The following is a 24419-nucleotide window of genomic DNA, read 5'->3' as shown; positions in this document are numbered from 1 at the left end:
TGTACATGAGCGTGAGTGCGAAGGCGTCGTACCGGTTGCGGTACGGCGCGCCGGTGGTGGGGGAGCCACCGGCTGAGTGGACCGAGGTGCTGGCACAGCAGTTGGCCCACCGATCGGTACGGCGGTATCGGGCGGATGGTGAAGTGTCCGACGAGACGTTGTCGGCCCTGATCGCGGCGGCGCAGTCGGCGCCCACCTCGGGGAACCTGCAACTGTGGAGCGTCGTGGCGGTGCGTGAGGATGCGCGGCGGCATCGGCTGGCCGCGTTGGCGGGGGAGCAGGCCAATCCGATACAAAGCAGCGTCGCGCAGGCGCCGTTGTTCCTGGTCTGGCTGGCGGATCTCGCGCGCGCTCGGCAGGTGACTTCGAAGACCGGGTCAGCGACGGCCGAGGGTGCGGACTTCGTGGAGGCGGCGCTGCTGTCGTTCATCGACGTCGCGCTGGCCGCGCAGAACGCCTCGCTGGCGGCAGAGTCTCTGGGACTAGGCACGGTGTTTGTCGGTGCCATCCGCAACAAGCCGCTGGAGGTGGCCGCGGAGCTTGGGCTGCCGCCGAACGTGTTCCCGGTGTTCGGGCTGACAGTTGGTCATCCTGACCGGCTGGAGGAGACGGCGGTGAAGCCGCGGTTGCCGCAGGAGGCCGTGCTGCATCGGGAGCAGTATTCGCTGGACCCGGCACATCTTGAAACTTATGAGGACGTGCTGAACGGCTTCTACGCCGAGGCCGGCCTTCCGGAGGGGTGGGCTCAGCGGGTGGCGCATCGGTTTGGGAGTGTTGCAGGGTTGAAGGGGCGAGAGCACCTGCGGGCGGCTCTGTTCGACAGGGGGTTCCAGCTCCGATGAGCGCGCGTTACGAGACGATGGACTATCGCCGTATGGGGAGTTCGGGGCTGAAGCTGCCGGCGTTCTCGTTCGGGTTGTGGCAGAAGTTCGGGCAGGACTACTCGTATGCCACGCAGCGCGAGATTCTCTTACATGCTTTCGATCTGGGCATCACGCACTTCGACAATGCCGATCGGTACGGCCCACCGCGTCGGGCGGCTCAGGAGACGTTCGGCCGACTGCTCGCGACGGACCTGGCGCCGTACCGGGATGAGCTGATTCTCGCGACGAAGGCCGGTAATCCGATCGGGCCGGGCCCGTATCAGAGTGGTGGTTCGCGAAAGTCGTTGCTGACGTCTCTCGATCAGAGCCTGCGCGATCTGGGCACGGACTATGTGGACATCTTTTACCACCACCGCCCCGACCTGGAGACGCCGCTGGAGGAGACCGTCGGCGCGCTCGTCAGCGCGGTAGACCAGGGCAAGGCGCTCTACGTTGGCATCAGCAACTATCTGCCCGATCGCGCCGAGGCCGCAGCGAAACTGCTCAAGGCAGCCGGCGTCCCGCTGCTCATCGACCAGAGCCGCTACTCGATCTACGACCGCCGCCCCGAGATAGACGGCCTACTCGAAACCGCCGAGCGCAACGGCTTCGGCGTCATCGTCTACAGCCCACTCGCCCAAGGCTTGTTGACCGACAAGTACCTGGACAGCATTCCGGACGGCGCCCGCGCGCAGAACAGCACGTTCCTGTCGCCCGATGTCATCGACGAGACCTACCGACGCCGTACGGCGGAGTTGAACAAGCTGGCCGAATCCCGCGGCCAGTCCCTCGCCCAGCTTGCGCTGCAGTGGGTCCTCCGGCGACCAGAAGTCACCTCAGCCCTGATCGGTGCCAGTTCGACGGAGCAACTCGACCACAACCTGAAGGCACTCGCGTTCCCGCCGCTGACCGCTGACGAGCTCGCACTCATCGACCAGCACGGCATCCACGGCACCGGCCTCAACCTGTGAGCTGCCAGACTGGGCGGCATGACTGATCCCGTGGTGCAGACGCCGTACGGTCCTGTGCTTGGCGCAGTGACTGAGCATGGCGCGGTGTTTCGGGCGGTTCCTTATGCGGCGCCGCCGGTGGGTGAGTTGCGGTTCCAGCCACCGGCGCCGGTTGCGCCGTGGACTGAGGTTCGGGATGCGCGGGAGGCCGGGGCCACGGCACCGCAGTCCGGGGAGTCTTCAGAGTTGTTGCCGAATGTGGTGATTGCCGGTGACGACTATCTGCACGTGAATGTTTGGACGCCGGATGTCAGCGGCTCGGCGCCGGTCCTGGTCTTCATCCATGGCGGCGCGTTCGTGACGGGCTCGAACGCACTCAGCGGGTACGACGGTTCTGCGTTCGCACGTGACGGTGTGGTGATCGTGGTGATCAACTACCGGCTCGGGGCCAACGGCTTCTTGTGGTTCGGCGAGGGGGTCGCCAACCTCGGGCTGCTCGATCAGGTGGCGGCGCTGAAGTGGGTGCGGGACTCGATTGCCGCTTTCGGTGGAGATCCGGCCGCCGTAACGGTGATGGGGGAGTCGGCGGGTGCGATGAGTGTTGGTGCGTTGATGACGATGCCGTCGGCTCAGGGGTTGTTCGACCGGGCGATCATGGAGTCGGGCGCCGGACACCACGCGATTACGCCGGCCGGAGCGCTGACCGTTGGGCGACGCCTGGCCAAGGCGCTCGGTGTCGCGCCGACCCGGGAAGCAGTGGCGACGGCGAGCACGGACGCGTTGATTGCAGCGCAGGCGGCGGTCTCCGCCCAACTGGGCAAGTCGCCGTTCCGGCGGACTTGGGGTGACGTGGCAACAAACCTGATGCCCTTCGAACCGGTGATCGACGGCGAGGTGCTGCCCGAGCTGCCGATCCGCGCGATGGAGAACGGCGCCGGCCGCGACATCGACGTACTGGTCGGCTACAACACGCAGGAAGGCCGGCTGTTCTTCATCGAGTTGCCCGAGAACGGCTGGAAGACGCGGCTCACCACGTTCGTGATGTCGAGACTGTTCGGGCTCGGCCGCAAGGATCGGGCGGCCTACCGCGCTTGGATGGCCAGCGACTACGAAGTGCTGGTCGCGCTGCTGACCGACGCCGTCTATCGGATCCCGGCCATCAACCTGGCCGAGGCCCACGGACGTGCGCACGTCTACCGCTTCAGCTGGGAATCCCCGGCGTACGACGGCCGGTTGGGCGCGAGCCACGCGATGGAGCTGCCGTACGTCTTCGACAACCTGGCCGACTCGAACTGGGCCGGTCTGCTCGGCGGACCCGGTTCGCAAGAGGTCGCCACCCGGATGCACGCCACCTGGGTCGCGTTCGTCAAGACCGGCGACCCCGGCTGGCCGTCGTACGTCGATGGTCGCGTCGAGCAGGAATTCGGCGGCGACGGCAAACTCGTGGCCGACGTCCACCCCGAAAGCCGCGCCCTCTGGGCGGGCCGGCGCTAGAGCGAGAGCACCCCGCGAGCGGTCCGTTCGAAGGTCGGCCGGATCGCGGCCGCACCGTCGAGATAGCCGCCGACCATGGCGGCATCGCGGAGCAGGACCAACGCCCGCGCCTTCTCCTCCGGCTCGGGGAGGTCGGCAGCGGTGATCACCTTCTCGAGCGTCGACCGGAACCACTCGCGGTGGTCGGCGATCTTGACCCGGATCGGTGAGGACGCGTCCGGGTACTCGGCCGCCGCGTTGATGAACGGGCAGCCGCGGGTGTGCTGCTGCTCGATGTCGTCCGCGAGCGCCTGGATGACGAGCCCGACCAGGGCGCGCGGTTCCGCGCCGGACTCCGCCGCCGCGGCGAAGGCACCCTGGATCGCCTCGTCCTCGCCCTGGAGATAGGCGAGCACGAGGTCTTCCTTGCTGGGGAAGTGCCGGTAGAAGGTCACCCGGGTGACGCCTGCCGCAGCGATCAGCCGGTCGACGCCGACGGACGTGATGCCCTCGGCGTAGAACAGCTCGCTCGCCGCCCGGATCAGGCGCGCCCGGGCTTCGGAAGGTCCGCGGGGACCGGTCGGAGTAGCCATGTCTCCGATGATAGAACGATCTTTCTACAAAACCCTTGACGTGGCGCCGAGCGAGTCCCTAAAGTCATTGGTAGAAGGAACGGTCAGTCTACCTAAGGAGCTCGCCATGAACACGACCCACAAGCGCCCGATCGTCCTGGTCCACGGTCTCTGGATGACCCCGAAGAGCTGGGACACCTGGGCGGGCCACTTCCGCAGCCAGGGCCACGAGGTCGTCGTACCGGGCTGGCCTGGCATCGATGACCGCAGCGTCGCCGACATCCGCTCCAACCCCGAAGCACTGAAGGGGATCGGCCTCAAGCAGATCGCCGACCACTATGAGGCGATCATCCGCGAGCTCCCCGAGAAGCCGATCATCATGGGTCACTCGTTCGGCGGCGTCATCACCCAGATGCTCGCCGATCGTGGCCTGGGCGCCGCGTATGTCGGTGTCGCCCCGGGTCAGACCGCCGGTGTCACGGCACTGCCGCTGTCGACCCTGTGGACCGGTTTCCCGATCCTCTCGAACCCGTTCGGCAAGAACGGCGCCAAACCGCTGTCGAAGCGGCACTTCCACTTCACCTTCGGCAACGACCTGCCCCGGAGCGAGTCGGACAAGCTCTGGAAGGAGTACGCCGTCAACTCCTACAACCGGGTCTTCTTCGAGGGCGTCACCTCGGTCCTCAACGAGAAGTCCGGCGTGACGAAGGTCGACTACGCCCGTGCCGATCGCGCCCCGCTGCTCGTCATTGTCGGCAGCATCGACCACGTCGTCCCGCCGGCCATCGGCAAGGCCGTCGTCGCGAAGTACCAGAAGGCCGGCGGCCCCGGCATCGTCGAGTTCAAGGAGTACGCCGGTCGCACCCACCGCCTGGTCAGCCAGGACGGCTGGGAAGAGATCGCCGACTACGCCCTCACCTGGGCTGTTGCGCACGCTCGGTGAGCCGACGGCGATCGATCTCCGGCATGTGGGCCCAAAGACACGGCGGCTGCTCTTTGGCCGAGTTGAAGGGTCAGCTGTGGACGACTGAGAGCAGCGTTAGCTTGTCGGCGTCTCCGGAGCCGGGCTCGGCGGTGTAGACCATGATGCGCAGGTCGTCTCCGGCCACGTGGAGAACGTCGCAGTCCAAGGTGATTGCGCCCGCTCGGGGATGATCGATGATCTTCTGGGTTGCCTGGTGTTCGGCCACCGGGCCGGATTCCCAGAGGTGATCGAAACGGCCGGAGCGCCGGCGGAGCTCGTCGATCAAGGCGTGCAGGTTCGGATCGTTCGGGTAGCGACCCGCCGTACGGCGCAGGTCGGCGACCTGGAGTTCTTGCAGCAGCCCGAGGGATTCGGGGGTTTGGCGGATGCGGCCAGCGGTGCCGAGGAAGTTTCGCCAGGCTGCGTTGCGTTCGTTGCCGGTGCGATTGCCCATCAGCTCCACGTACAAGGGGTTGGCGTGCAGTTCGGTCAGCATTGCGTCGAAGACGGCAACCGGGGTGTCGTTCAGCCGGTCCAACATCCGTTGTACGCCTGGCGAAATAGTTCGAGGTATGCGATCAGGGCCGGGTGCGGCCAGGCCGGCCAGCTGGTAGAGATGACTGCGTTCGTTGTCGGTGAGCTGCAATGTCCGGGCCAGTGCCTCGACCACCTGGGCTGAGGGGTTGGCGGCTCGGCCTTGCTCGAGGCGGGTGAGGTAGTCGGCGGAGATCCCGGCCAGCTGGGCGAGCTCCTCGCGCCGCAGTCCCGGCGTACGGCGGGCGCCGTTGCCGGGCAGGCCGACATCGCCGGGAGCGACTGCGGCTCGCCAGGTCATGAGTGCCTCGCCGAGACTGGTTCGCGCCATTTCTCCAGTATGCACAGGCCTAGGACTGCCTAGCCCTGTCAGTCCTAGGAAGCCGAGGCGACTACCTGTCCGAGGGCCAGGCGAGCACTGTGGATCACATGAACAAACTTGCTCTTGTTACCGGAGCTACCTCAGGGATCGGCGCGGCCTTCGCCGAGCGGCTGGCCACGGACGGGTACAACCTGATCCTGGTCGGGCGCCGCAAGGAACGCCTCGACGCGTTCGCCGCCGCGCATCCGGAGGTATCCGTCACGAGTGTGACCGCCGACCTGTCGACCGACGACGGCATCAACACGGTCGCTGACCTCGCCGCGACCGAACCGCTCGATCTGCTCGTCAACGATGCGGGCGTCTCGCACTACATGCCGCTGGCCGACCTGCCCGCCGACAAGGCTCGCGAACTGCTGTCCGTGAAGGTGCTTGCCCCGACGCTGATCACTCGCGCGGCCGTCGGCCCGATGCAGGCGCGTGGCGCCGGCGCGATCATCAATGTGGCCGGGATGATCGCGTTCAGTGGACCGGCCGACAAGTCAGTGATGCCACGACGTGCCGCGTACGCCGGAACGCTGGCGCACCTGGTCGCGATGTCACAGGCATTGAGCGCCGAGCTCGACGGCACCGGCGTACGGGTGCAGGTGTTGTGCCCGGGTGTGGTCGCGACCGAGTTTCACAGCAGTCAGGGTCTCGACCTGAGCGCGATCCCACGGATGAGCGCAGCCGACGTCGTCACCGCTGGCCTGCGCGGCCTCGAACTCGGTGAGGTCGTCACTGCTCCGGGCGTCGAGGATGTCAGCCTGCTCGACGATGTCTTCCGGGCCGACCTGGCCGCATTCGGTGGCCAAAGTGTGGAACTCGCGAGCCGCTACCGCTGAGCTGCGAGCCCGCCGACCAGGAGGCCGACGATCTGCGTTGCCAACACATGCAGGTCGTGGCCAGCGCGGAATCAACCGGACGCAAGGAATCATCCGCAGGAGACAGGAAGAGATGGCCGGAGACCTCATCCCATAGGTCTCCGGCGGTGGGTCGCAGGGTTTCGGATCAGGAAGCCGGCTGCGCTAGCGCGGACTCCATGCCGTCGAGGATCGCGCGGCAGTCGCGTTGCAGGGTTGGTGCGTCGACTGCCGTCAGCAGGAAGACGCCCAGCCAGTTGCGCGATCCACCGGACGGATCGAAGCGCGGCACCTCGGTGCCGGTCGGCATCATGAACGCCGGTACCGGCTCGACCGCGCTGCCCTCGGAGAGCAGGCTCGACCAGTCGACGCGCTCGGGATCCCAGATCGGCTGGGTCTTCCAGGGTGTGCCGTCGGCAGCGGCGGGGATGACGGCCACCGAAGCTGCGGCCCGGCCGCCGTCGACGAGCATCGCCGGCGGGTAGTCGACCGGCTCACCCAGCTGCTCGCGGATCAGCATTCCGATCGGATCGAGATCGAAGACGATCTCGGTCTGCCGGGTGGTCAGCAATCCACCGAAGCGGGCCCCGACCTCGATCACGACGAGCTCGCCGTCCGCGCGCAACTTGAGCTCGGTGTGCGTGCCGCAGGTTTCGAGCCCGAGTGCATCGACCGCGCGGCGCGAGACGTCCTCGATCTTGCGCTGCAACTCCTCCGGCAGGACACAGGGCGACGTACTGGCAACCTCGATGTACGGCGGAACGGTCGGCAGCTTGGCGGTGATCGCCAGTGGGTGGTAGATGCCCTTGGCAACGATGCCCTCGACGCTCAGATAGTCGCCGTACCCGTCTTCGTCGTACCAACCCTCGGTCGTGCCGTCCATGATCTCTTCGACCAGGCGGTCGCCGTCGGTGTTCTGCTCGAACAGCTCGTTCATGCCGACCTGGCCGCCACGATGCAACGCCTGCTCGATCTCGGCCCACGCATCGGCGACCTGATCCTGCGACGTCAGCACGAGCTGCGCGACCGAGCCCGCACCCCACGCCGGCTTGAGCAGCAGCGGCGGGGTCAGCGCGGCGAGCGCACCGCGAAGGTCAGCGGCCGAATCGACCCGGCGGAACCGGGGGATCGGCACGCCCGCAGCCTGCCAGGCCTGCCGCATCAGCCGCTTGTCCCGCGCGACCCGAATCCCGGGGCCGGCGCCGGCCAGGCCGAGTCGGTCAGCAGCGTTGGCCACAGCCAGTACGGCGAACTCGGACAACGTGAACAGCGCATCCGCCCCGATCGATTCGGCGTGCGCAATGATCGCCTCGACGACCGGCTCACCCGGCGTCAGACCACCCGGGTGGACAGCGATCGACGTACAGGCAGGCTCCCAGATCGACTTGGCGGCCTCGGGCAACGGCGACAGCGCGAGTACATGCAGCTCACCCTGAGCCGCGAGCCGCGGGAACGCGGTCTCGAGCGGGGCGCCACCCTTGACGTAGACATACAGGATCTTCTTCACGCGAGGCTCTCCTTGGTGGCCGCGCGATCGCGGCTGCGAGTGACAAGTACGGCGAGGGCGACCATCGCCACCGTGACGGCGGCGGCCAGCGCGACCAGGAAGGCCGGCATCTGGCCCCGGGCGAGGAACCCGCCCATGATGAACACGACCAGAGCACAGACTGCGCGGTCGGCGAGAGATTCGATCGACAGCAGGGTCGCGCGGCGGGCCGGTTCGGTGATCGCCTGGTTGACCAGCTTGCGCTGCACCGGGAACGCGAGCCCGGACGCGAGCGAGAAGACGGCGAGACAGGCCATCGTCCCGACGAGGCCGAGTGGGATGACCGAGGCGAGCGCGATCGCCATCAGCACGGTTAGCACCAGTACGACGCGGATCTGCCCGAACCGCGCCAGTACGGCGGACCGCGCGGCACCGGCGACTTCGAACACGGTGGTCGCGGCCATGAGAACGCCGAACCAGTGCAGGGGAAGGTGCTTCGACTCCAGAATCGGCTGGAACAAGTTGGCCTGGCCGATCCGGACGAGTGTGAACACCGCAATGCCCTGAGCCATCAGCAGTATGAGCCGCTTCGACTTGGCGAGCGAGCGCAGCGCAGCCGCCAGCGCCGGGAAAACCGGTTCGGGCTTGGACGGGTCAGAATCCGTTGCAGGCAAGGCGGGGAAGCCCAGGGCAATGATGGCCGCGATCCCGCAGGTCACCGCGGACAAGACGTACGCCGACGGCCCCCACCAAGCGGTGAGGAAGCCGGCCGCGGGTAGACACACGATCCGCCCGATCAGTGTCCACGCGCGGGCCGACCCCTCGGCTCCTTGGTACGACGTCTCGTTCCCGGTCCGCTGCAAGTATTCGTACAGGTAAGCGCTCCCGGCCCCCGAGAACAACGAGTGCGCCAACGCGATCAGCAGGAACTGCATCAGGAACCCGGCGAACGTCGGCTCCCAGACCGGGATCAGGTTCGCGACCACGAGGATGACCGAGCCGACCTGCAGGCAGCGGCGGTAGTCGAAGCGGTCGGCGATCATCCCGGTCGGGATGTCGAACAGGCAGAACGCCAGGTAGAAGATGCTCTGGATGGAGAAGATCTCGGTGTCCGACAGCCCGGCGGACCGCTGGAACACGTAGAAGACCGGCAACCACCAGAGCAGTCCGGCGAACAGCTGGAAGGCGTTGTAGCGACGAATCACCCGCTGTGCCTCGGGCGTCGCTGTGCTCACGGCGCTCACCCGGCGAGCTGGTAAGGACGGCACTGCAGCAACACGATCCGGTCGCCGTCGACCAGCCACTCGACGTCCACCGGAGCATCAACCGGCCCGTCAGCCCCAGCGAAATGGGCCTGCAGCAACCGGCCGATCAACGCCAACCGGCCCAGTGTGGTCTTGGCCTGGTCGTCCACGTCGACGCCATCGGTGCCCAGGGCAACCGTCCGGCTGCCGCCCTCCATCGTGTTGTAGAGGTGCTGCAACGGATCGCCGGTCCCGGTGACGATGTCGTCGACCGAGTTGCGCGCCAGGTTCAGCAGCACCGAACGGAAGTCGCGCCGGTCGAGCGGGTTGGTGGTGACCATGACGCCACCGAGTGCGCCATCGAGCTGCTGCTGGATGACGACACCCATGAAGCAGTCCGACAGACCGATCCCGGCCTCGTCGCGGAGCAGCACGCCACGCGTGGTGACGAGCGATGCCCAGACTCGCTGGATCGCGTTCACGACGTCTTCGATCGACTCGACCTCGGGGATCGACTCGTAAATACCCGCGGCGGAGAACCCGATCAGGTCCTCGGCATTCGACGAGCTGCGGACGACAACCCGGCCAGCACCCGTGAGATGCCGCAGTACGGCGTCCTCGATCAGTGTGCGCAGATCCGACGGCAACGGGGTATCGCGGATGAGCGCACCCAGCTCGCCGCACAGCTCGTCGACCTCGCCACCGAGCGCGAGCGCCATCTTCAGCTTGCCGATGGTCTGCTGGATCGCCGGGGACGACTCCAGGAATTGCTGCTGCAATGCGAACGGCAGCGCGACCCCACGCGGAACAGTCACGTACTCCTTGACCATCCGCAGCGCGGTCTGCGACAGCTCGGTCTCATCGATGCTGTCGGCATCAAGATGCCGCGCCAGGTACTCGAGCAGGTGCGGCCGCGGCGGCCGCGGCTTGGTGTAGAAACCAAGCCAGTAAGGCGATCCATCCCGCAGTACGGCGGTCAGTTCGCCGAGGTTCGCGGCCTTCGTGCCGAAGCGGTGCGCGTCGGTGGCCCGCAGCTCCTCCAGCGGCAGGATCTGCGCGGCAGCCAGGTCGGGCTTGCCGATGTCGACCTGCGTGATCGCCCAGGACGGTCCGGCGTCGATCGAAGCCGGCCGCTCGGTCGCGTGGACCTCGACCTTCGCTGCGGCCGCATCCACGGCCACGGCGACCCACGCGCCATCCAGCTCCGCAAGGTCGGCAAGGGCGTCGATCTGGATCGCGTTCGGGATACCCCAGCCGGCCGCGAGCACGTTGGTGTGCGACAGGGGAGTGGTGTGCCGGGAGTTGATCAGCCCCGAGATGCGCGGGATGTCGTCGGGCATCCGGTCCATCACCAGTACGTCGTACCAGCGCACGGGCTCGGTGGTCTTGCGGTACGCGTCCTCGGAGGTGAAGACGCGCAGGCGGCCGGTCGTCGTACCGGGGTTGAGGGGTACGTACGGCGCGGTCGAGTAGAGCTCGTGCGCGAGGATCCGCGGAATGTCCTCAGCGGGGAAGCTCTCCTGCAGGTGGTTCGCAGGCTTCAGCAGCACCGGGACAGAGGCGTCCACGAGCTCGCGGATCGTCCGGTAGAAGGTGTGCAGCAGGTCGGCGCTCATCGTGTCGACCTCGACGGTTTCGAGGCTGAAGAACTGGCCGCCGTACTCGGGGCGGTTGTGCAGCGCGAGGGTGCCGAGCAGGAAGCGCCGGTCCGCGGCACGGTAGACCGAGTCGTTGAAGGCATCCAGATTCCGGGCCAGCTCGGCGCGGGTCATCCCGAGCACGCGCTCGGCGACGTACTGGACGTGCAGCAGCCGATCGGCGCCGTCGATCAGGTGGACGGTCGAGGTCTCCTGGTCGAGAACGACCTTCACATAGGGGTATCCGGCGACTGTGGTCGCGAGGCCCTCGAAGTCGGTCAGGCTCAGGTGGGCATGGGGCAACGCAGGAATTGTGGGGGCGGTAGACACAACAGATCACAATAAGGTAAAGAGCCTGCCGAACGGTAGTTTCGGTGACCGCCTGTGGGCAGTCTCACCATCTGTAACGTTCAGGGCGCGGCGACGACCGCAGAAATTGCCTTCGTGAGGCTGTTTTCCACGTGCGCCGGGTCGTCGAGGTAGCCGGCCACCAGGGCCCCGTCGCGGAGCATCATGATCTGGGCGGCGGCGCTGTCGGCGGGCTCGCCTTCGGGGACGCCCAGCCGCACGGCGAGGCCGCGGAAGAAGCCGGTCCACCACTGGCGCTGGTCGGCGACGAGACGTCGTACGGGGTGGGTGACGTCGGCGTACTCGGCGCCCGCGTTGATGAACGGGCAGCCGCGGAAGCCGGGCTGGCAGCTCGAGTTCGCCAGTACGCCGACGACGCCGCGGAGGGCGTCCCGCGCGTCAGGGGTGTCGGCGGCGGCACTGATGTGGGTGCGTTCCCAGTCGGCCTTGCCCTGGAGGTAGGCCAGCACCAAGTCGTCCTTGGTGGGGAAGTGGCGGTAAAAGGTCGCCTTCGTCGTGCCGACCCCGGCGATGATCCGGTCGGCGCTGATCGCGCGAATGCCCTCCGCGTAGAAGAGCTCGCTGGCGCAGTCGATCAGGCGCTCGCGCACCGGGCGGGCGCGGTCGGTGCTGGCGGTGTCGTTCGTCATCGCGATCACTATCCCATTTCTGTCGGTTGACATCAGCAAGAGTAACTAGTTAGTCTACTTCACATCAACCCCGCAGGAACCTGACACCGAGGAGATCGAGATGCCCACACGCACCGCGCGCACCGCTTGGAACGGCACCCTGCAGGAGGGTTCCGGACAGGTCGAGCTCACCAGCTCGAAGGTCGGCACCTACGAGGTCTCGTTCCCGAAGCGCGCAGCCGAGGAGGCCGGCGGCACGACCAGCCCGGAAGAGCTGATCGCCGCGGCGCACTCGTCCTGCTACGCGATGCAGTTCTCGGCGCTGATCGGCGAGGCCGGCGGTGTTCCGCAGGCGCTCGACGTCAAGGCCGATGTCACGCTCGGCCCGGACCCGGCCGGCGGCTTCAAGCTGACCGGCATCACGCTCACCGTCCGCGGTGAGGTCGACGGGATCGACGCCGACACCTTCGCCAAGCTCGCCGCCGAGGCCAAGGCCGGTTGCCCGATCAGCAAGGCCCTCACCGGTGTCGAGATCACCCTCGACGCAGCCCTCGAGCAGTAGACCTTCCCAACTCCGAAACTCTGAAAGGTGTTGCCGAGATGTCCGTGAAGTCCACCATCACCCGTGCACTGACCGCAGGTGCCGCGCTTGCCGTCACCGCCGCGACCCTGCTGATCCCGTCGTCCTCGGCGACCGCGACGCAGGAGAGCATCGCCAAGGGGCCGAAGCCGACCATCGTCCTCGTGCACGGCGCCTTCGCGGACGCCTCCAGCTGGAACGGCGAGATCGCCGAGCTCGAGCGCCGCGGCTACCCGGTGATCGCCCCGTCGAACCCGCTGCGCAGCGTCGCTTCCGACGCGGCCTCGGTCCGCTCGGTCATCCGTAGCATCAAGGGTCCGGTCGTCCTGGTCGGTCACTCGTACGGCGGCCAGGTCCTGACGAACGCGGCCTACAACGAGCCGAACGTGAAGGCGCTCGTCTACATCGCGGCCTTCATCCCGGCCAAGGGGGAGAGCGCGTTCGACCTGTCGAACAAGTTCCCGGGCAGCACCCTCGGCCCGACACTGCAGCCGGTCCCGCTCGTCGACGGTGGAGTCGACCTGTACGTCAAGCAGGACCTGTTCTGGAAGCAGTTCGCCGCCGATGTGCCGCGGGCGCAGGCCAAGCTGATGGCTGCCACCCAGCGCCCGATCACCGAGGCCGCCCTGAAGGAAGCCTCCGGCAACCCGGCCTGGACGAAGATCCCGTCCTGGTCGCTGATCCCGACCGGCGACAAGAACATCCCGGCCGAGGCCCAGCGCTTCATGTCGAAGCGGGCCCACGCCCACACCGTCGAGGTCAAGGGCGCATCGCACGCGGTCCTGGTCTCCCAGCCCCACAAGGTCACCCAGCTGATCATCGCCGCCGCCAACGGCAGCTGATCTCCTGAGACAGCCGGGCGGCCCCACGGGGGTCGCCCGGTTTCTGCATGATGATCGTCGGGGCGGGTACTGTGCCGCGGTGAGGCGCGCAGGGGAGACGGTCGGAGGCCGCTACCGGATCGTCCAGGCCATCGGCCGGGGCGGGATGGGTGACGTCTATCGAGCCGTCGACGTAGTCCTGCAGCGAGAGGTCGCGCTCAAGCTGGTCCGGCCGGTCGCCGACACGCTGATGGCCACAGAGCGCTTCCAGCGGGAGGCGCGGGCCATCGCGCAGATCCGCGACCCGAATGTCGTCTCGGCGTACGACTTCGGCTCCGACGGTCCCGACAGCTACCTGGCGATGGAACTGGTCACCGGATGCACGGTCGGCGAGGAGCTCCGGGAGTACGGGCCGTTCACCGCCGACCGCGCCCTGCACGTGGTCCGGCAGGCAGCGGCCGGGCTGGCGGCAGCGCATGAACAGGGCGTCGTCCATCGTGACGTCAAGCCGGGCAACCTGCTGCTGGCCGAGGACGGGACGGTCAAAGTCGCCGACTTCGGCATCGTCAGATTCCTCGACGAGGAAACTACCACGATGACCTCGAGTGCCCAGATCGTCGGGACGAGCCACTTCCTCGCCCCCGAACGGGCGCTCGGCAAGCCGGCCGGACCTGCCTCGGACATCTACGCGCTGGGTTGTGTCCTGTATCAGCTGGTCACCGGTCGCACGCCGTTCACGGCCGACGAACCGGCCGCGATCATGTTCCAGCATGTCGAGCGGGAGCCGGTGGCGCCGAGTGAGCTCAGACCCGAGCTGGCCGGTGAGTGCGAGGAGCTGATCCTCTGGATGCTCGCCAAGGACCCGGCCAAGCGCCCGACCGCCCTTCAGATTGCCGGTGGCGCTCGACCGTCGAACGACACCACCACGACCGAACTACCGCCGGTACGACGACCTGACCGGCGCCGGGTGCTCGCCGGGGCGAGCGCGGGCTTGGTGCTGGCGGCTTCGGCCGTTGTCGGCGTCGCTGTCTACAACGAGGCCGAGCAGAAGCCGGCGACGGACAGCCTGCTACCGGGCAAGCCGTCCGTCGAGCCGACCGCCACCGCAGTGGCGGTCCGCACCACGACCCGTCCACCGGTGACCCGTTCGACGAAACCCACCACGGTCCGCACAACGGGCCCGAAACTGACGAAGTCGACCAAGTCCGCGAAACCGGTGAAATCCTCGAAACCGGACAAGACGAAGAAACCGAAGAAGCCGAAACCCTCGTCGGGCAAGCCTTAGCTAGCTGGTGACGCCGACGACGCGGTAGTAGCCCAACGGGGTCGTGTAGTCCATGTCGATGGTGGTGATGTCCCGAGCCTCGTTCAAAGCCGAGTACATCTGCCCACCACCGGCGTAGAAGCCGACATGGCCGTCGTAGAAGATCAGGTCCCCGGTCTGTAGCTCACCGCGGCTGACCTTGATGGCGTCGCGGCTTTTGAGATTACTCAGATCCGAGTTGTTGTCGGCGTCGGCCGCCGCCGCCCAGCTGCGCTGCTGCGCCGACGACATGCGCGACCAGTTGGGAAAGCCCGCGACGAGGTTGTAGGTGAAGTAGACGAGGCCGGAGCAGTCGAACGTGTCGGGGCCGTAGTCACCGTAGACGTAGGACTTGTCGCTCAGGTTGAGCGCGTACGTGTAGGCCAGCCGGCTGTAGTTGTAGATCTTCCGCACGACCGAGCATTGCGCCGTCTCGGCGTCCGCGCCGTTTCGGACCGAGATCTCGAGGTGGTTGAACTGGGCGATACCGGCCGGGTCCCAGCTGTCGACACCGCTGGCGGAGCTGCCCTTACCGCCGCTGAGCGTGAACGCCTTCGCACCGTCGGGGAAGACCCAGCTGGAGCCGGCGCCGGACGCGTCCCTGGCGACCATCTTGATCACCGGTGATTCGCGGTCCGCGCCCGAGTCGGTCAGTTCCCAGTGCACCCTGGCGGAGCGGGTGCCCTCCCACGTGACCTGGATGACGGCGCGAGCGCCTGGGCAGGCCACCGGGATCTCGAGGCTCGGGTTGCTGATCGGAGCGGCCGCGGCTGGGGAGGCCACGACGAGGCCGGCGGCAAGGAAGGCCAGCGCTGCGAGCAGGATCGCCGGAACTGATCGGCGCGGTCGGATAGGTCTGTTGGTGAACATTCGCTTCTCCCTGGTTCGACCGTCGGTTGAGCGGTCAGCAGGGAACCTAGGAGCCTGCGTGCTCGCGTCGCTGCCCGCAGCTCGCCCGTACCTCGCCCGTACCTGCCCCGCCGACGGACCAGCTACCTGCTCCGGACATCCGTCAGGGCGGAGGTCGCTTCGGCCAGGCGCTGCCATTCGCCGACCTCTTCCAGGCCACGAATCGCCGTCCGGTACGCCGTTGCCGCCTCGCCGAGGCGATTGAGCCCGGCCAGCGCGCGACCCAGCTCGTAGTGGGTGACCGCCGTACCCCACTGGTCGTCGTGGGTTTCGAACGCGGCGAGCGCCCGGTGCCCGCGCAAGAGCGCCTCTTCGTGGTTGCCCTGATTGTTGCGCAGGGCACTGAATCGGTACTCCGCCATCGCGACTCCGCGTTCATCGCCGAGCTCCGACCGCATCTTCAGTGCGAGCTTGAGACAAGCAGCGGCTTCGGTATGGCGACCCAGCAGCTGCAACGTGTGTGAGCGCCGGCCAACCGCCGCCGCCTCGCCGAACTTGTCGCCGAGCACCCGGCACCGCTCAGCGTGATCCGCGTGCCTGGCCTCGGCTTCGGCGTACTGGCCGAGGCCCTCATAAGCGAGCCCCATCCGGCCGAACAGCTCGGCCTCTTCGGCCGCTAGCCCAGCGGCTCGGGCGTCCGCAAGGCCGAGCTCGCACGACGCCAGGGCGGCGCGGTAGCGGTGCTGACCGAGCTGGCCGAGACCGAGCATGCTGTAGGCGAAAGCGCGCTCGGCTGGATCGCCTCTGCGGTCCGCGACAAGGCGTGTGTGATCGGCGACCTCGACCATGTCCGACCACCGGCAGCGCAGGTCGTAGTACCAGGGGATCAGCTGGGTCAGGTCGCTCAGCAGAGCGTCGTACTCGCCGTCGGTGCGCTCGCTGGTCCGCCGTACGGCGCCGAGCACTGTCCCTGCCTCGGCATCCAGCCAGGCGACCGCGGCCGAACGGCCACCTGGATATTCCGCAGGCTCGGGGGAGAGGGCTGCCGCAGCTCGGCGGGCCTGGTCGAAAACCCAGCTGAGCAAGGCCTTCTCGGCCTTGTCGCGCTGTGCATCGTCTTGCAAGAGCTCGCACGCATAGAGCTGCAACAGGTCGTGCATGCGATAGCGCCCCGGCGTCGCTGCCAAACCAATCAGGCTCGCACCCGCCAACACCTCCAGCGCGGCCTCAGCCGGCTCACCCAGCAACGCGCTAGCAGCCTGTACGTCGAAGTCGGCGCCCGGCGCGAGCGCCAGCCGCCGAAAGAGCCGCCCGGCCAGTGGCGAGATCTCGCGGTAGGACAGCGCGAACGCGCTGCGCACTGCCAAGTCGCCCGCGGTGAGGCGACCGAGCCGGTTCTGCTCGTCCCTCAGCAGCTCGGCGAGATGAGCGATCGACCAGTCCGGCCAGGACGCCAGTCGGTTACCAGCGATCCGTACAGCGAGGGGGAGTCGGGCGCAGGCGGCGACGACCTCGGCCACCGACTCCGGCTCGGCCTTAGCGCGATCAGCGCCGACGATGTCGGTGAGCAGGGCTTGGGCGTCGTCCATGGTGAGCTCGGCCAAACCCACACGGCGGGCGCCGACCAACCCAGTCAGCCGCTGCCGACTGGTGACGACAACGAGCACCGGACCAGGGCCTGGCAGCAACGCACGGACCTGCGCCTCGTCCCGCGCGTTGTCGAGCACGAGCACACACCGCTGCCCGGCCATCCGGGACCGGAACATGGCCGTGGCCTCAGCCACCTCAGTGGGCAACTGCGCATCCGGTACGCCGAGGGCCCGCAATAGTCGGCGTAGTACCGCTTCTGGCCCGGCGACTCCGAGTTCGACGAAGAACTGGGCATCCTGCAGGCCGACCCGAAACGCCTGCTGGGCCGCCCGCACCGCCAGGGTCGTCTTGCCCGCGCCCGGCTGACCGGTCACCACGACAACCACCGGGCCGCGTCCGGCCAGACAGTCGGCGGCTGCCGCGCGTACGGATGCCAGTTCTGCATGGCGGCCCTGGAAGTCGGAGGGGGCAGCAGGCAGCTCGGCGATGGTGAGGGTGGACGGCTCGACCGGCTCGGTGCTGCTGGTGGCGCGTTCGGCGAGGGCTGCGGTGCGGAGCGCGCTGAGCTCGCCGTCGGTGATCTGGAGCTGGTCCTCGTACCGCTCGATCAGGTCCTCGGGCGCGAGCCGGCGGCCCTTCTCGTAGTCAGACAGGCCGCCGTGCCCCTGCATGCCGAGGCGCGCGGCGAGCTGTCGGAGCGACAGGCCACGAGCTAGGCGATAACGCAGCATGGCAGCGCCGAGCGCAGCCAACGCTGAGCTGTCCATTGCCTCACCTCACCCCCAGTGGACAGTCTCTGGACGGCATTCAGGGCAAAACATAACCGACTCTCAGTAATCAGCGCCTAGCTTTTTGCCACCGATCCTGTTCCGTCCCATCAGGAGGACCGTTATGACGTTCAACTCGAGATTGCGCTGGGGTGCCCTGCTGACTGCCGGTGCGCTGGCGGTTCCGGTGGCCGCCGCCCACGCCGCTCCCCAGCAGACGCTGCAGCAGGCCGTGACCGCCAAGGTCAGCGCCGCCAAGACGAGCAAAGTGCTAGCCACATTCAAAGACGCCGCAGTACAGGTGAACGTGACCCGCGGCGCGGGGACAGACGCCGTCTTCGGAACCACGGTTGCGTTGGTTCCGCAGGGGCAGGACACGCACCCGGAGGGCTGGCTGTTCGCGGCTCGGCTGGTCGACGGCAAGTGGCAGGTCGGTCTGGAGGGCGAGCGTGCCTTCAGCGACCTGACAGCCGCGTCACCGGTGATGTCGGGGAAGGAGAAGCAGCTCTTCGCTCCGCAGGCTGCTGGTGGCGACTTCCGGACCGGTATGCGGCTGCCGTTCGCGAACGGTGCTTCGTGGAGCATGCCGGGTGGTGCACACGGTTGGGCCGGCACGGATACGCCGTACAGCTCGGTGGATCTGTCCGGCGGTAACGGTCAGGTGCTCGCGGCGCGCGGCGGTACGGCGTACACGATGTGTGGCAATGGCAAGGGCTGGATCCGAGTCATCCACGACCGTGGTTACGCGACCGACTACTACCACCTGAGCGGCAACATCGCGGCCAACGGACTGGCTGTCAGCGAGGGCACGTTCCTCGGCAACATCGGCACCGACGTCTCCTGTGGCGGTTCGGCCAGCGGTCCGCACGTCCACTTCGCGCTGCGGCAGAACAGCGCGTACGTCGGTATCGCCGGTCATAACGTCGGTGGCTGGGTCTTCCAGCAGTCGTCGGCTTACAACGGCACCGCTCTGCACGGCAGCACGGTGCGCAGCCCGGGTCAGCAGCTCTTCAACTACGGAGCGCTGGGCTTCACCCAGGGCATCATCGACTCGAATGGTGGCGGCACGGTCAACAAGCGCACCGGACCGGGCACGAACTACGCACTCGCAGGCAGCATCGCCGACGCCACAACGGTGAACATCGCCTGCTCCAAGAACGGCACCTCGCACAGCGGGCGATGGGGGACCACCAGCCTCTGGAACCGGCTGAGCGACGGCACCTGGGTCAGCGACGCGTTCATGTGGACCGGGCTCTCAACACCGGTCAACGGAACCTGTCCCTGACCTGAGGTGGCCGGGGGTGCCCCCAGCGCCCCCGGCTGTCAGCCCTGTTCTGACTGGCCCTACAGCTTGCGAGCGATGAAGCGCTTGCCGACGTTGATCATCGGCTTCTCCACCCAGATGAAGCACAGGTGGGCCATCAGGATGGACATCAGCGACACCGCGACCCACGGCACCGGGGTCGCGTTCAGCTTCGCGCCGAACAGCGAGTAGATCCCGAGCACCGCCGAGTGCGCGAGCAGCTGCACGAGATAGATCGAGTACGACCGCTCGCCCAGGAAGACGAGGAGCCGGGTCGACAGCAGGCGCTGCGGGAAGGCGTTCGCGAGCAGCGCCGGCAGCAGCAGGAAAGCGACTAGGAAGACGTACGGCGGGGGGACCGCGACGAAGCCGGGGATGTCACCGGCCAGGTGGTGCTTCTCGATGAAGGCTGCCCACAGGTGAACAGTCCCGTGGATGGCGACGAAGACCGCGGCCGCCGTACAGGCGACCCAGGGCCGGGTCAACGGCCGGAACAGCGCCCAGGTCCTGGGGTTGTGCATCAGGACCGCGACCAGACAGCCGATCAGGATCGAGAAGTAGTGCCCCGGCCAGCCCTTCGGGTCATTGCTCATCGTGAACGGCAGCGCGGCGAGCATGACGGTCATCAGCACCACGTTCACGCCCAGCCGGCTGGCGAACTTCGCCTTGCGCTGCACGATACGGGGTTGTATGTAGATGGCGGAGAACGCCAGGATCGGCCAGAACAGGTAGAACTTCTGCTCGATGCCGAGTGACCAGGCCTGCCCGTACTCGCCGCCGTGGCCGAACTCGTTGAAGAAGAACAGGAAGAGCGGCAGTTCGTTCCCCGGCGCCTTGCTGGTGAGATTGCCGTGGATGAGTTGCGAGATCAGCGTGACGGCGAGCAGGAAGAAGTACACCGGCAGGATGCGGAAGATCCGCCGGGCGTAGAACTTCTTGAAGGAGATCCGCCCGTTGCGGTCCTCCTCGCGCAGCATCAGCGTGGTGATCAGGTAGCCCGAGATCACGAAGAAGATCTGCACCCCGATCCAGCCCTGCAGCCAGTCCGGCCCCTGGTTGTGGAAGACCACGACCATCAGCGCCGCGATCGCGCGCAGGCCGTCGAGCGCCGGGAACCGCTTCAGCGCCAGGTACTCGGTGTGGCTCATCGGCTGACTGGAGCCGCTGGGCTGCTCCGCTATCGCGCGGGGTACGACGTCTGCGGTCTGTTGGGAGGGCATCGTGCTCCTGTGCGAGGGCCGGACAAATGTTCGGTACGACGCCGGCGCCGGGCGAAAAGTTCGGTCTGTGACACCCGGAGACCGGTCTGTCACTCTAACGGGCCGCCAGGCCACCGCCTAAATCGTACCGATTGGTACAGCAGGGCTGTGCTGCGCCTGTAACTCGGGCCATGTGACTCGGGCCACGCGACTCAACCTTTCCTGCTGCCTCCAGTGTCTTGTCCTCTGTCGTCCCTCGTAGTCACCCGTACGGACCATGTTGCGATCCGCCTGGTCGCACTTTTGGTGTACGGCGACCGCCCGGGTCAGACCACGGGATGACATCGGCTTCCGTCCGGGGGCTGACGGTTTGCTGCCTTGAACTCCCTAATTTTGAGGACATGATGACGGAGCGGAACCGACTCGCCTGGGCCGATGTGGCCAAGGGCGTCTGTATCTTGCTGGTGGTCCTGTGGCACGTGCTGATGAAGCACTACCTGCAGGTCGACTGGCACGTCGGCGGTCCGCTGAAGGGGGCCTGGGGCACCTTCGGGGAGCAGCTGCTGCCCTTGCGGATGCCCTTGTTCTTCGCGGTTTCCGGGTACTTCGCGGTGCGCGCGGTGCAGCGGACGTGGCCGGAGGTGCTGCGCACCAAGGTCGCGAAGTTCTACTACATCTACGTCGTGTGGCTCGTCATCCACACCGTCATCCTGGCCTTCGTGCCGAACTTCGGCACCGAGAGCGCGGACGGCCCGCTCAAGTTCCTTGCCCAGCTGTTCATCACGCCGTCGAACCTCTGGTATCTCTACGCTCTCGCGCTCTACTTCATCGTCGCCAAGGCCGCCCAGCGGCTGCCGGCCTGGCTTGTTCTCGGGGCCGCGTTCCTGCTGTCGGCGGTTGCGTCTGCCGGTCTCGTCCCGGTGCCGGGTGACCGCGCCGGTGTCTACCAGAACCTGATCTTCTTCCTGGCCGGCATCTACGGCAAGACGATCATCGAGAAGCTGGCCGCTCAGGCGAGCTGGTTGCGACTGGCCGTGATCGCCGTCCCGTACGCCGTACTGCTCGCGGTGGTCGCGTTCTTCGACGCGAAGACCTGGTTCGGGCTATGGCCGCTGGTCAGCGGAGTCGCGATCGTCCTCGGTGTCACGGCGGCCGGGTTGGTGACTCGCTGGGGCCGGCTGACGAACGGGCTGGCCAGCATCGGCCGCCGTACGCTGCCGATCTATGTGATGCACATGCCCTTGCTGGCGGTGCTTCATGCGGTCCTGGTGAAGCCGCTGTCGGCCGCGGGCCCGACGATCCAGCTGGTTGCGCAGATCGTCGAGCCCGTCGTACTGACGGCGTTCCTGGCCTGGCTGTGCCTGTTCGTCTACAAGTACTTGCCCAAGGCCCTCTTCGAGCTACCCTTCGGTCTCGGGGTCAGCCGCAGTGCTGCGGCTTCTCATCGGCGGACATCGCCGTCGTCTTCGCGGTGATCTGACCGGCCGCGTCCTTCACTGGCCCGGTCGCGTCGAAGTTCTGGTACCAGATGTAGTGGTCGTAGTACCTTTCCGGGAAGTGCATCTCGTACTGCCCGTGCACCTTCTCCATCTCGGTACTGCGCTCGATCCAGCCCTTCTCGCCGGCCGGTACGTCGACATTGCTGTCCTGGCCGAACGTGCTCGACGTCTCCCAGGTGTGCGAGTACGACGTCTCGATCGACACCTTGAACACCTCGGAGAAGCCGAACTCGGCCGAGAGCGAGACGCCGAAGCTGTTGGATTCCCCGGTCGTCTCGGACCACTTGATCGTGCTGCGCTGCGGCGTACCGGTGCAGTTGTAGTAGGTGTCGCCGACCTGGTGGGCGTCACCGCGGAACCGCTCCGGTGCGCCGGACGGGTGGAAGACACATGAGTCGGTGCCGTTGTTGCACTTGTCGAGCAGTTCGCGCCCGGTCGGTCCCTCGGCGAACGCCGGGGCGGCGGTGAAGCTGGTCGCGGCGAGTACGGCGACTCCGGCCAGAGCGGTCAGATATTTCGGCATGGCGGTGCTCCTCACTCAGATCAGCTGAACCCGACCGACTTGGTCCGGTCGTCCATCATCGATCCCACCCACGCGGTGTTCTGGGTGAAGGGACCGTCCCGGTCGCCGTTCAGATCGGGCTCGGGGTAGAGCCAGATCTTGCAGCTGGCCCAGGGCTGGACGGAGCTGATCCGGTCGGCCCAGCCATCGATGGTGTTCGTCTGGTAGTTGATGACACCGTCGGAGCCGTCACACAATCCGGCCCCGACCACGGTCCAGCTGTCGCCGCCGTAATCGCGATTGTCGAAGAATGTCCCTTGAATAACTTCGCCGGCTGCTTCAATTGATTTGTTCAGCGTCGCCCGGCCTTTTGCGTCAGGTACGGCAGCAGGTGCGTTCTGCACCTTGCCGTGGGTGGCGTCGCTGATCGCGGCGGTGAAAGTGCTGAAGCATTCCGTGCTGCCGGACTTTAGATTCTGCACACAGTGCTCGCCCGGCGGCGCCGCGGCCTGAGCGGGGAGCCCCACCCCGGCCAGCGCTATTCCTGCCAAAGAAAAACTACTCAGTCCCGCAATGAACCTCACGGTCATTTCCCTCATCTCCCGAAAGTTCGTTCGAATCGCTCGATGACAATTCGGGACACTAGCGAGAGCGTTCTCATGGAGCAACAGCTGAGGGCGCCTATTTCAATTGCTTGATCGGCGTGTGATGCGACTGAGATGTTGCGCAAAGCCGCATGGATAATGTTTCCGTGGGCATCAGCCCAGAATTTTGACCGCCTCGCGGGCAGCTGCGGCGATCAGGGCGTCATCGGTCGGAGCGTCCTTGACGCCCTTCGTGGACATGACCGCGAGCATGATCGGGGCCCGGTTCGGTGGCCAGAGGATCGCGACGTCGTTGCGGCCGCCGTAGCCCGCCGTACCGGTCTTGTCTCCGACCTTCCAGCCCGCCGGGACGCCCGCCCGGATCGTCTTGTCGCCGGTGGTGTTGGTGAGCAGCCAGTCGTTGAGGATCTTCTGCTTGGCCGGCGGCAATGCGCGGCCGAGCGTGAACTTCTGCAGACTCGTCGCGAGCTGGCGCGGCGTGGTGGTGTCGCGCTTGTCGCCGGGCTTGGCCTCGTTGAGCGTCGGCTCGTTGCGGTTCACGTTGGAGATCCCGTCACCCAACTTCCGCAGCGCCCGCTGCAGTCCAGCCGGACCGCCGAGCTCGACCAGGATGAGGTTCGCTGCGGTGTTGTCGCTGAAGCGGATTGCCGCGTCGCACAACTCCCGCAGCGTCATCCCGGTGTCGACATGCTTCTCGGTGATGGGGGAGTAGCTGACCAGATCGGCCTGCGTGTAGCGGATCAGCTTGTCGAGGTCCTCGGCCTGACTGAGCAGCACGCCACACGCCAGCGACTTGAACGTCGACGCGTACGCAAACCGCTCGTTCGCCCGGTAGCTCACCGTCTTGTAGCTGCCCGTGTCCAGCGCAAACACGCCCAGCCGAGCCGCGTACTGCTTCTCCAACTGCTGGAACGCCTTGTTGCTGGACGCGACCGCCGAAGTCGTCGTACTCGCCGGCTGTGTTGGCGTCGGGGCAGCCACTGCCCCCGACGAGCACGCCGAGCTGATCAGCAGGGCAGCGGACACACCGGCCAACAGGAGTCGTCGCATGCCAGCCACACTAATCAATCGTTGGAATCACGGGCGGCCGGACCCCGGAGTACCGGCTCCAGTTGTCGTCAGTCGAAGTCGAAGATCGAGTTCCGGTCGTAGAAGTGCAGCACGTACCGGCAGCTCTCGCAGATCAGCAACGTCATCCGGTGCGACGTGAACCCCCACCGGGAGTCCTGCCGGGATTCCTCCTGCTGAAAACTGGTACACGCACACAACGGACAAGCCAACGAAGGTTGATCAGTCATACCCGTTCCGACGCACGAATCGCCGCCCCCGGTTCCCTAGCGGAGGTACTTGAAGGCGTTGCGGACTTCGGTGGTGAAGAGGGCGGGTTCTTCCCAGGCGGCGAAGTGACCGCCTCGGGTGGGCTTGTTGTAGTAGTTGAGGGTGGGGTAGATCTTCTCGACCCAGCTGCGGGGGGCCTGCA

General features: G+C 66.8%; 23 protein-coding genes. 10 read left to right on the top strand and 13 right to left on the bottom strand.

The genetic code is table 11. The features are described from left to right. The first annotated feature begins 5 nt into the window (after positions 1–5). From E1263_RS00820 to E1263_RS00810, 3 genes are read left to right on the top strand one after another with little or no spacing between them, the layout of a single operon-like run. Complete coding sequence (locus E1263_RS00820; protein WP_132164227.1) at positions 6–842, top strand: NADPH-dependent oxidoreductase; 837 nt, start codon at positions 6–8, stop codon at positions 840–842. Next, on the top strand, positions 839–1834 hold the full coding sequence (locus E1263_RS00815; RefSeq protein WP_132164225.1) for an aldo/keto reductase: 996 nt from the start codon (positions 839–841) through the stop codon (positions 1832–1834). Before E1263_RS00820 ends, E1263_RS00815 begins: the two co-directional genes overlap by 4 nt. Positions 1835–1852: 18 nt before the next feature. Beyond that, the gene (locus E1263_RS00810) at positions 1853–3307 is read left to right on the top strand and encodes a carboxylesterase/lipase family protein (protein WP_132164223.1); all 1455 of its coding nucleotides are present in this window, start codon (positions 1853–1855) and stop codon (positions 3305–3307) included. On the opposite strand, the gene E1263_RS00805 is transcribed toward E1263_RS00810, so the two are convergent. After that, the gene (locus E1263_RS00805; protein WP_132164221.1) at positions 3304–3879 is read right to left on the bottom strand and encodes a TetR/AcrR family transcriptional regulator; all 576 of its coding nucleotides are present in this window, start codon (positions 3877–3879) and stop codon (positions 3304–3306) included. The two genes, E1263_RS00810 and E1263_RS00805, sit on opposite strands and share 4 nt — an antisense overlap. Positions 3880–3985: 106 nt before the next feature. Here E1263_RS00805 and E1263_RS00800 point away from each other — a divergent pair, with 106 nt between their 5' ends. Further along, complete coding sequence (locus E1263_RS00800) at positions 3986–4801, top strand: alpha/beta hydrolase (RefSeq protein WP_132164219.1); 816 nt, start codon at positions 3986–3988, stop codon at positions 4799–4801. A gap of 70 nt (positions 4802–4871) precedes the next feature. Here E1263_RS00800 and E1263_RS00795 read toward each other — a convergent pair whose 3' ends face one another. Then, positions 4872–5687 (bottom strand): helix-turn-helix transcriptional regulator, encoded by an 816-nt coding sequence (locus E1263_RS00795; RefSeq protein ID WP_132164217.1) that lies wholly within the window; start codon positions 5685–5687, stop codon positions 4872–4874. Positions 5688–5785: 98 nt separating this feature from the next. Between E1263_RS00795 and E1263_RS00790 the strand changes: the two genes are divergently transcribed. Beyond that, positions 5786–6559: an SDR family NAD(P)-dependent oxidoreductase gene (locus E1263_RS00790; RefSeq protein ID WP_132164215.1), complete on the top strand. Its 774-nt coding sequence runs from the start codon at positions 5786–5788 to the stop codon at positions 6557–6559. Between the two features lie 166 nt (positions 6560–6725). On the opposite strand, the gene E1263_RS00785 is transcribed toward E1263_RS00790, so the two are convergent. The 4 genes from E1263_RS00785 to E1263_RS00770 form a co-directional block, all read right to left on the bottom strand. Next, positions 6726–8084, bottom strand: coding sequence for an ATP-grasp domain-containing protein (locus E1263_RS00785; RefSeq protein WP_132164213.1), 1359 nt, complete (start codon positions 8082–8084; stop codon positions 6726–6728). Further along, the gene (locus tag E1263_RS00780; RefSeq protein ID WP_165956417.1) at positions 8081–9298 is read right to left on the bottom strand and encodes an MFS transporter; all 1218 of its coding nucleotides are present in this window, start codon (positions 9296–9298) and stop codon (positions 8081–8083) included. Before E1263_RS00780 ends, E1263_RS00785 begins: the two co-directional genes overlap by 4 nt. Before the next feature lie 5 nt (positions 9299–9303). Then, on the bottom strand, positions 9304–11247 hold the full coding sequence (locus tag E1263_RS00775; protein ID WP_202868655.1) for a PEP/pyruvate-binding domain-containing protein: 1944 nt from the start codon (positions 11245–11247) through the stop codon (positions 9304–9306). Between the two features lie 107 nt (positions 11248–11354). After that, on the bottom strand, positions 11355–11942 hold the full coding sequence (locus tag E1263_RS00770) for a TetR/AcrR family transcriptional regulator (RefSeq protein ID WP_132164207.1): 588 nt from the start codon (positions 11940–11942) through the stop codon (positions 11355–11357). Positions 11943–12042: 100 nt separating this feature from the next. Here E1263_RS00770 and E1263_RS00765 point away from each other — a divergent pair, with 100 nt between their 5' ends. The 3 genes from E1263_RS00765 to E1263_RS00755 all read left to right on the top strand — a co-directional run bounded on the left by E1263_RS00765 (position 12043) and on the right by E1263_RS00755 (position 14607). Continuing rightward, positions 12043–12483, top strand: coding sequence for an OsmC family protein (locus E1263_RS00765; RefSeq protein WP_132164205.1), 441 nt, complete (start codon positions 12043–12045; stop codon positions 12481–12483). Positions 12484–12521: 38 nt separating this feature from the next. Further along, complete coding sequence (locus E1263_RS00760) at positions 12522–13343, top strand: alpha/beta fold hydrolase (protein ID WP_132164203.1); 822 nt, start codon at positions 12522–12524, stop codon at positions 13341–13343. 79 nt (positions 13344–13422) lie between these two features. Next, complete coding sequence (locus E1263_RS00755) at positions 13423–14607, top strand: serine/threonine-protein kinase (protein ID WP_238161012.1); 1185 nt, start codon at positions 13423–13425, stop codon at positions 14605–14607. Here E1263_RS00755 and E1263_RS00750 read toward each other — a convergent pair whose 3' ends face one another. Both E1263_RS00750 and E1263_RS00745 read right to left on the bottom strand, forming a co-directional pair. Then, positions 14608–15495 (bottom strand): C40 family peptidase, encoded by an 888-nt coding sequence (locus E1263_RS00750; RefSeq protein ID WP_165956416.1) that lies wholly within the window; start codon positions 15493–15495, stop codon positions 14608–14610. A gap of 122 nt (positions 15496–15617) precedes the next feature. Further along, positions 15618–17831 (bottom strand): ATP-binding protein, encoded by a 2214-nt coding sequence (locus E1263_RS00745; protein ID WP_132164199.1) that lies wholly within the window; start codon positions 17829–17831, stop codon positions 15618–15620. A 124-nt stretch (positions 17832–17955) separates the two neighbouring features. On the opposite strand from E1263_RS00745, the gene E1263_RS00740 reads away from it, so the two are divergent. Continuing rightward, positions 17956–19116 (top strand): M23 family metallopeptidase, encoded by a 1161-nt coding sequence (locus tag E1263_RS00740; protein WP_132164197.1) that lies wholly within the window; start codon positions 17956–17958, stop codon positions 19114–19116. A gap of 59 nt (positions 19117–19175) precedes the next feature. Here E1263_RS00740 and E1263_RS00735 read toward each other — a convergent pair whose 3' ends face one another. Further along, positions 19176–20354 carry an acyltransferase family protein gene (locus E1263_RS00735; RefSeq protein ID WP_132164196.1) on the bottom strand — a complete coding sequence of 393 codons (1179 nt, stop codon included), beginning with the start codon at positions 20352–20354 and terminating at the stop codon, positions 19176–19178. Between the two features lie 380 nt (positions 20355–20734). Between E1263_RS00735 and E1263_RS00730 the strand changes: the two genes are divergently transcribed. Further along, positions 20735–21808: an acyltransferase family protein gene (locus E1263_RS00730; protein ID WP_165956415.1), complete on the top strand. Its 1074-nt coding sequence runs from the start codon at positions 20735–20737 to the stop codon at positions 21806–21808. On the opposite strand, the gene E1263_RS00725 is transcribed toward E1263_RS00730, so the two are convergent. From E1263_RS00725 to E1263_RS00710, 4 genes are all read right to left on the bottom strand, one after another. Next, complete coding sequence (locus E1263_RS00725; protein ID WP_132164192.1) at positions 21753–22355, bottom strand: hypothetical protein; 603 nt, start codon at positions 22353–22355, stop codon at positions 21753–21755. The two genes, E1263_RS00730 and E1263_RS00725, sit on opposite strands and share 56 nt — an antisense overlap. A 20-nt stretch (positions 22356–22375) precedes the next feature. After that, positions 22376–22924 carry a hypothetical protein gene (locus E1263_RS00720; protein WP_202868654.1) on the bottom strand — a complete coding sequence of 183 codons (549 nt, stop codon included), beginning with the start codon at positions 22922–22924 and terminating at the stop codon, positions 22376–22378. A 168-nt stretch (positions 22925–23092) separates the two neighbouring features. Further along, positions 23093–23989 carry a class A beta-lactamase gene (bla, locus tag E1263_RS00715; protein WP_132164190.1) on the bottom strand — a complete coding sequence of 299 codons (897 nt, stop codon included), beginning with the start codon at positions 23987–23989 and terminating at the stop codon, positions 23093–23095. Positions 23990–24057: 68 nt separating this feature from the next. Next, a complete protein-coding gene (locus E1263_RS00710) occupies positions 24058–24237 on the bottom strand; it encodes a hypothetical protein (RefSeq protein ID WP_132164188.1) in 180 nt (59 codons plus the stop codon). Between the last annotated feature and the right edge of the window lie 182 nt (positions 24238–24419).

It is taken from the genome of Kribbella antibiotica, assembly GCF_004349055.1.
Taxonomy (GTDB): domain Bacteria; phylum Actinomycetota; class Actinomycetes; order Propionibacteriales; family Kribbellaceae; genus Kribbella; species Kribbella antibiotica.
Note: the sequence above shows the minus strand (reverse complement) of the source record. Positions and strands in the feature narration are given on the sequence as shown.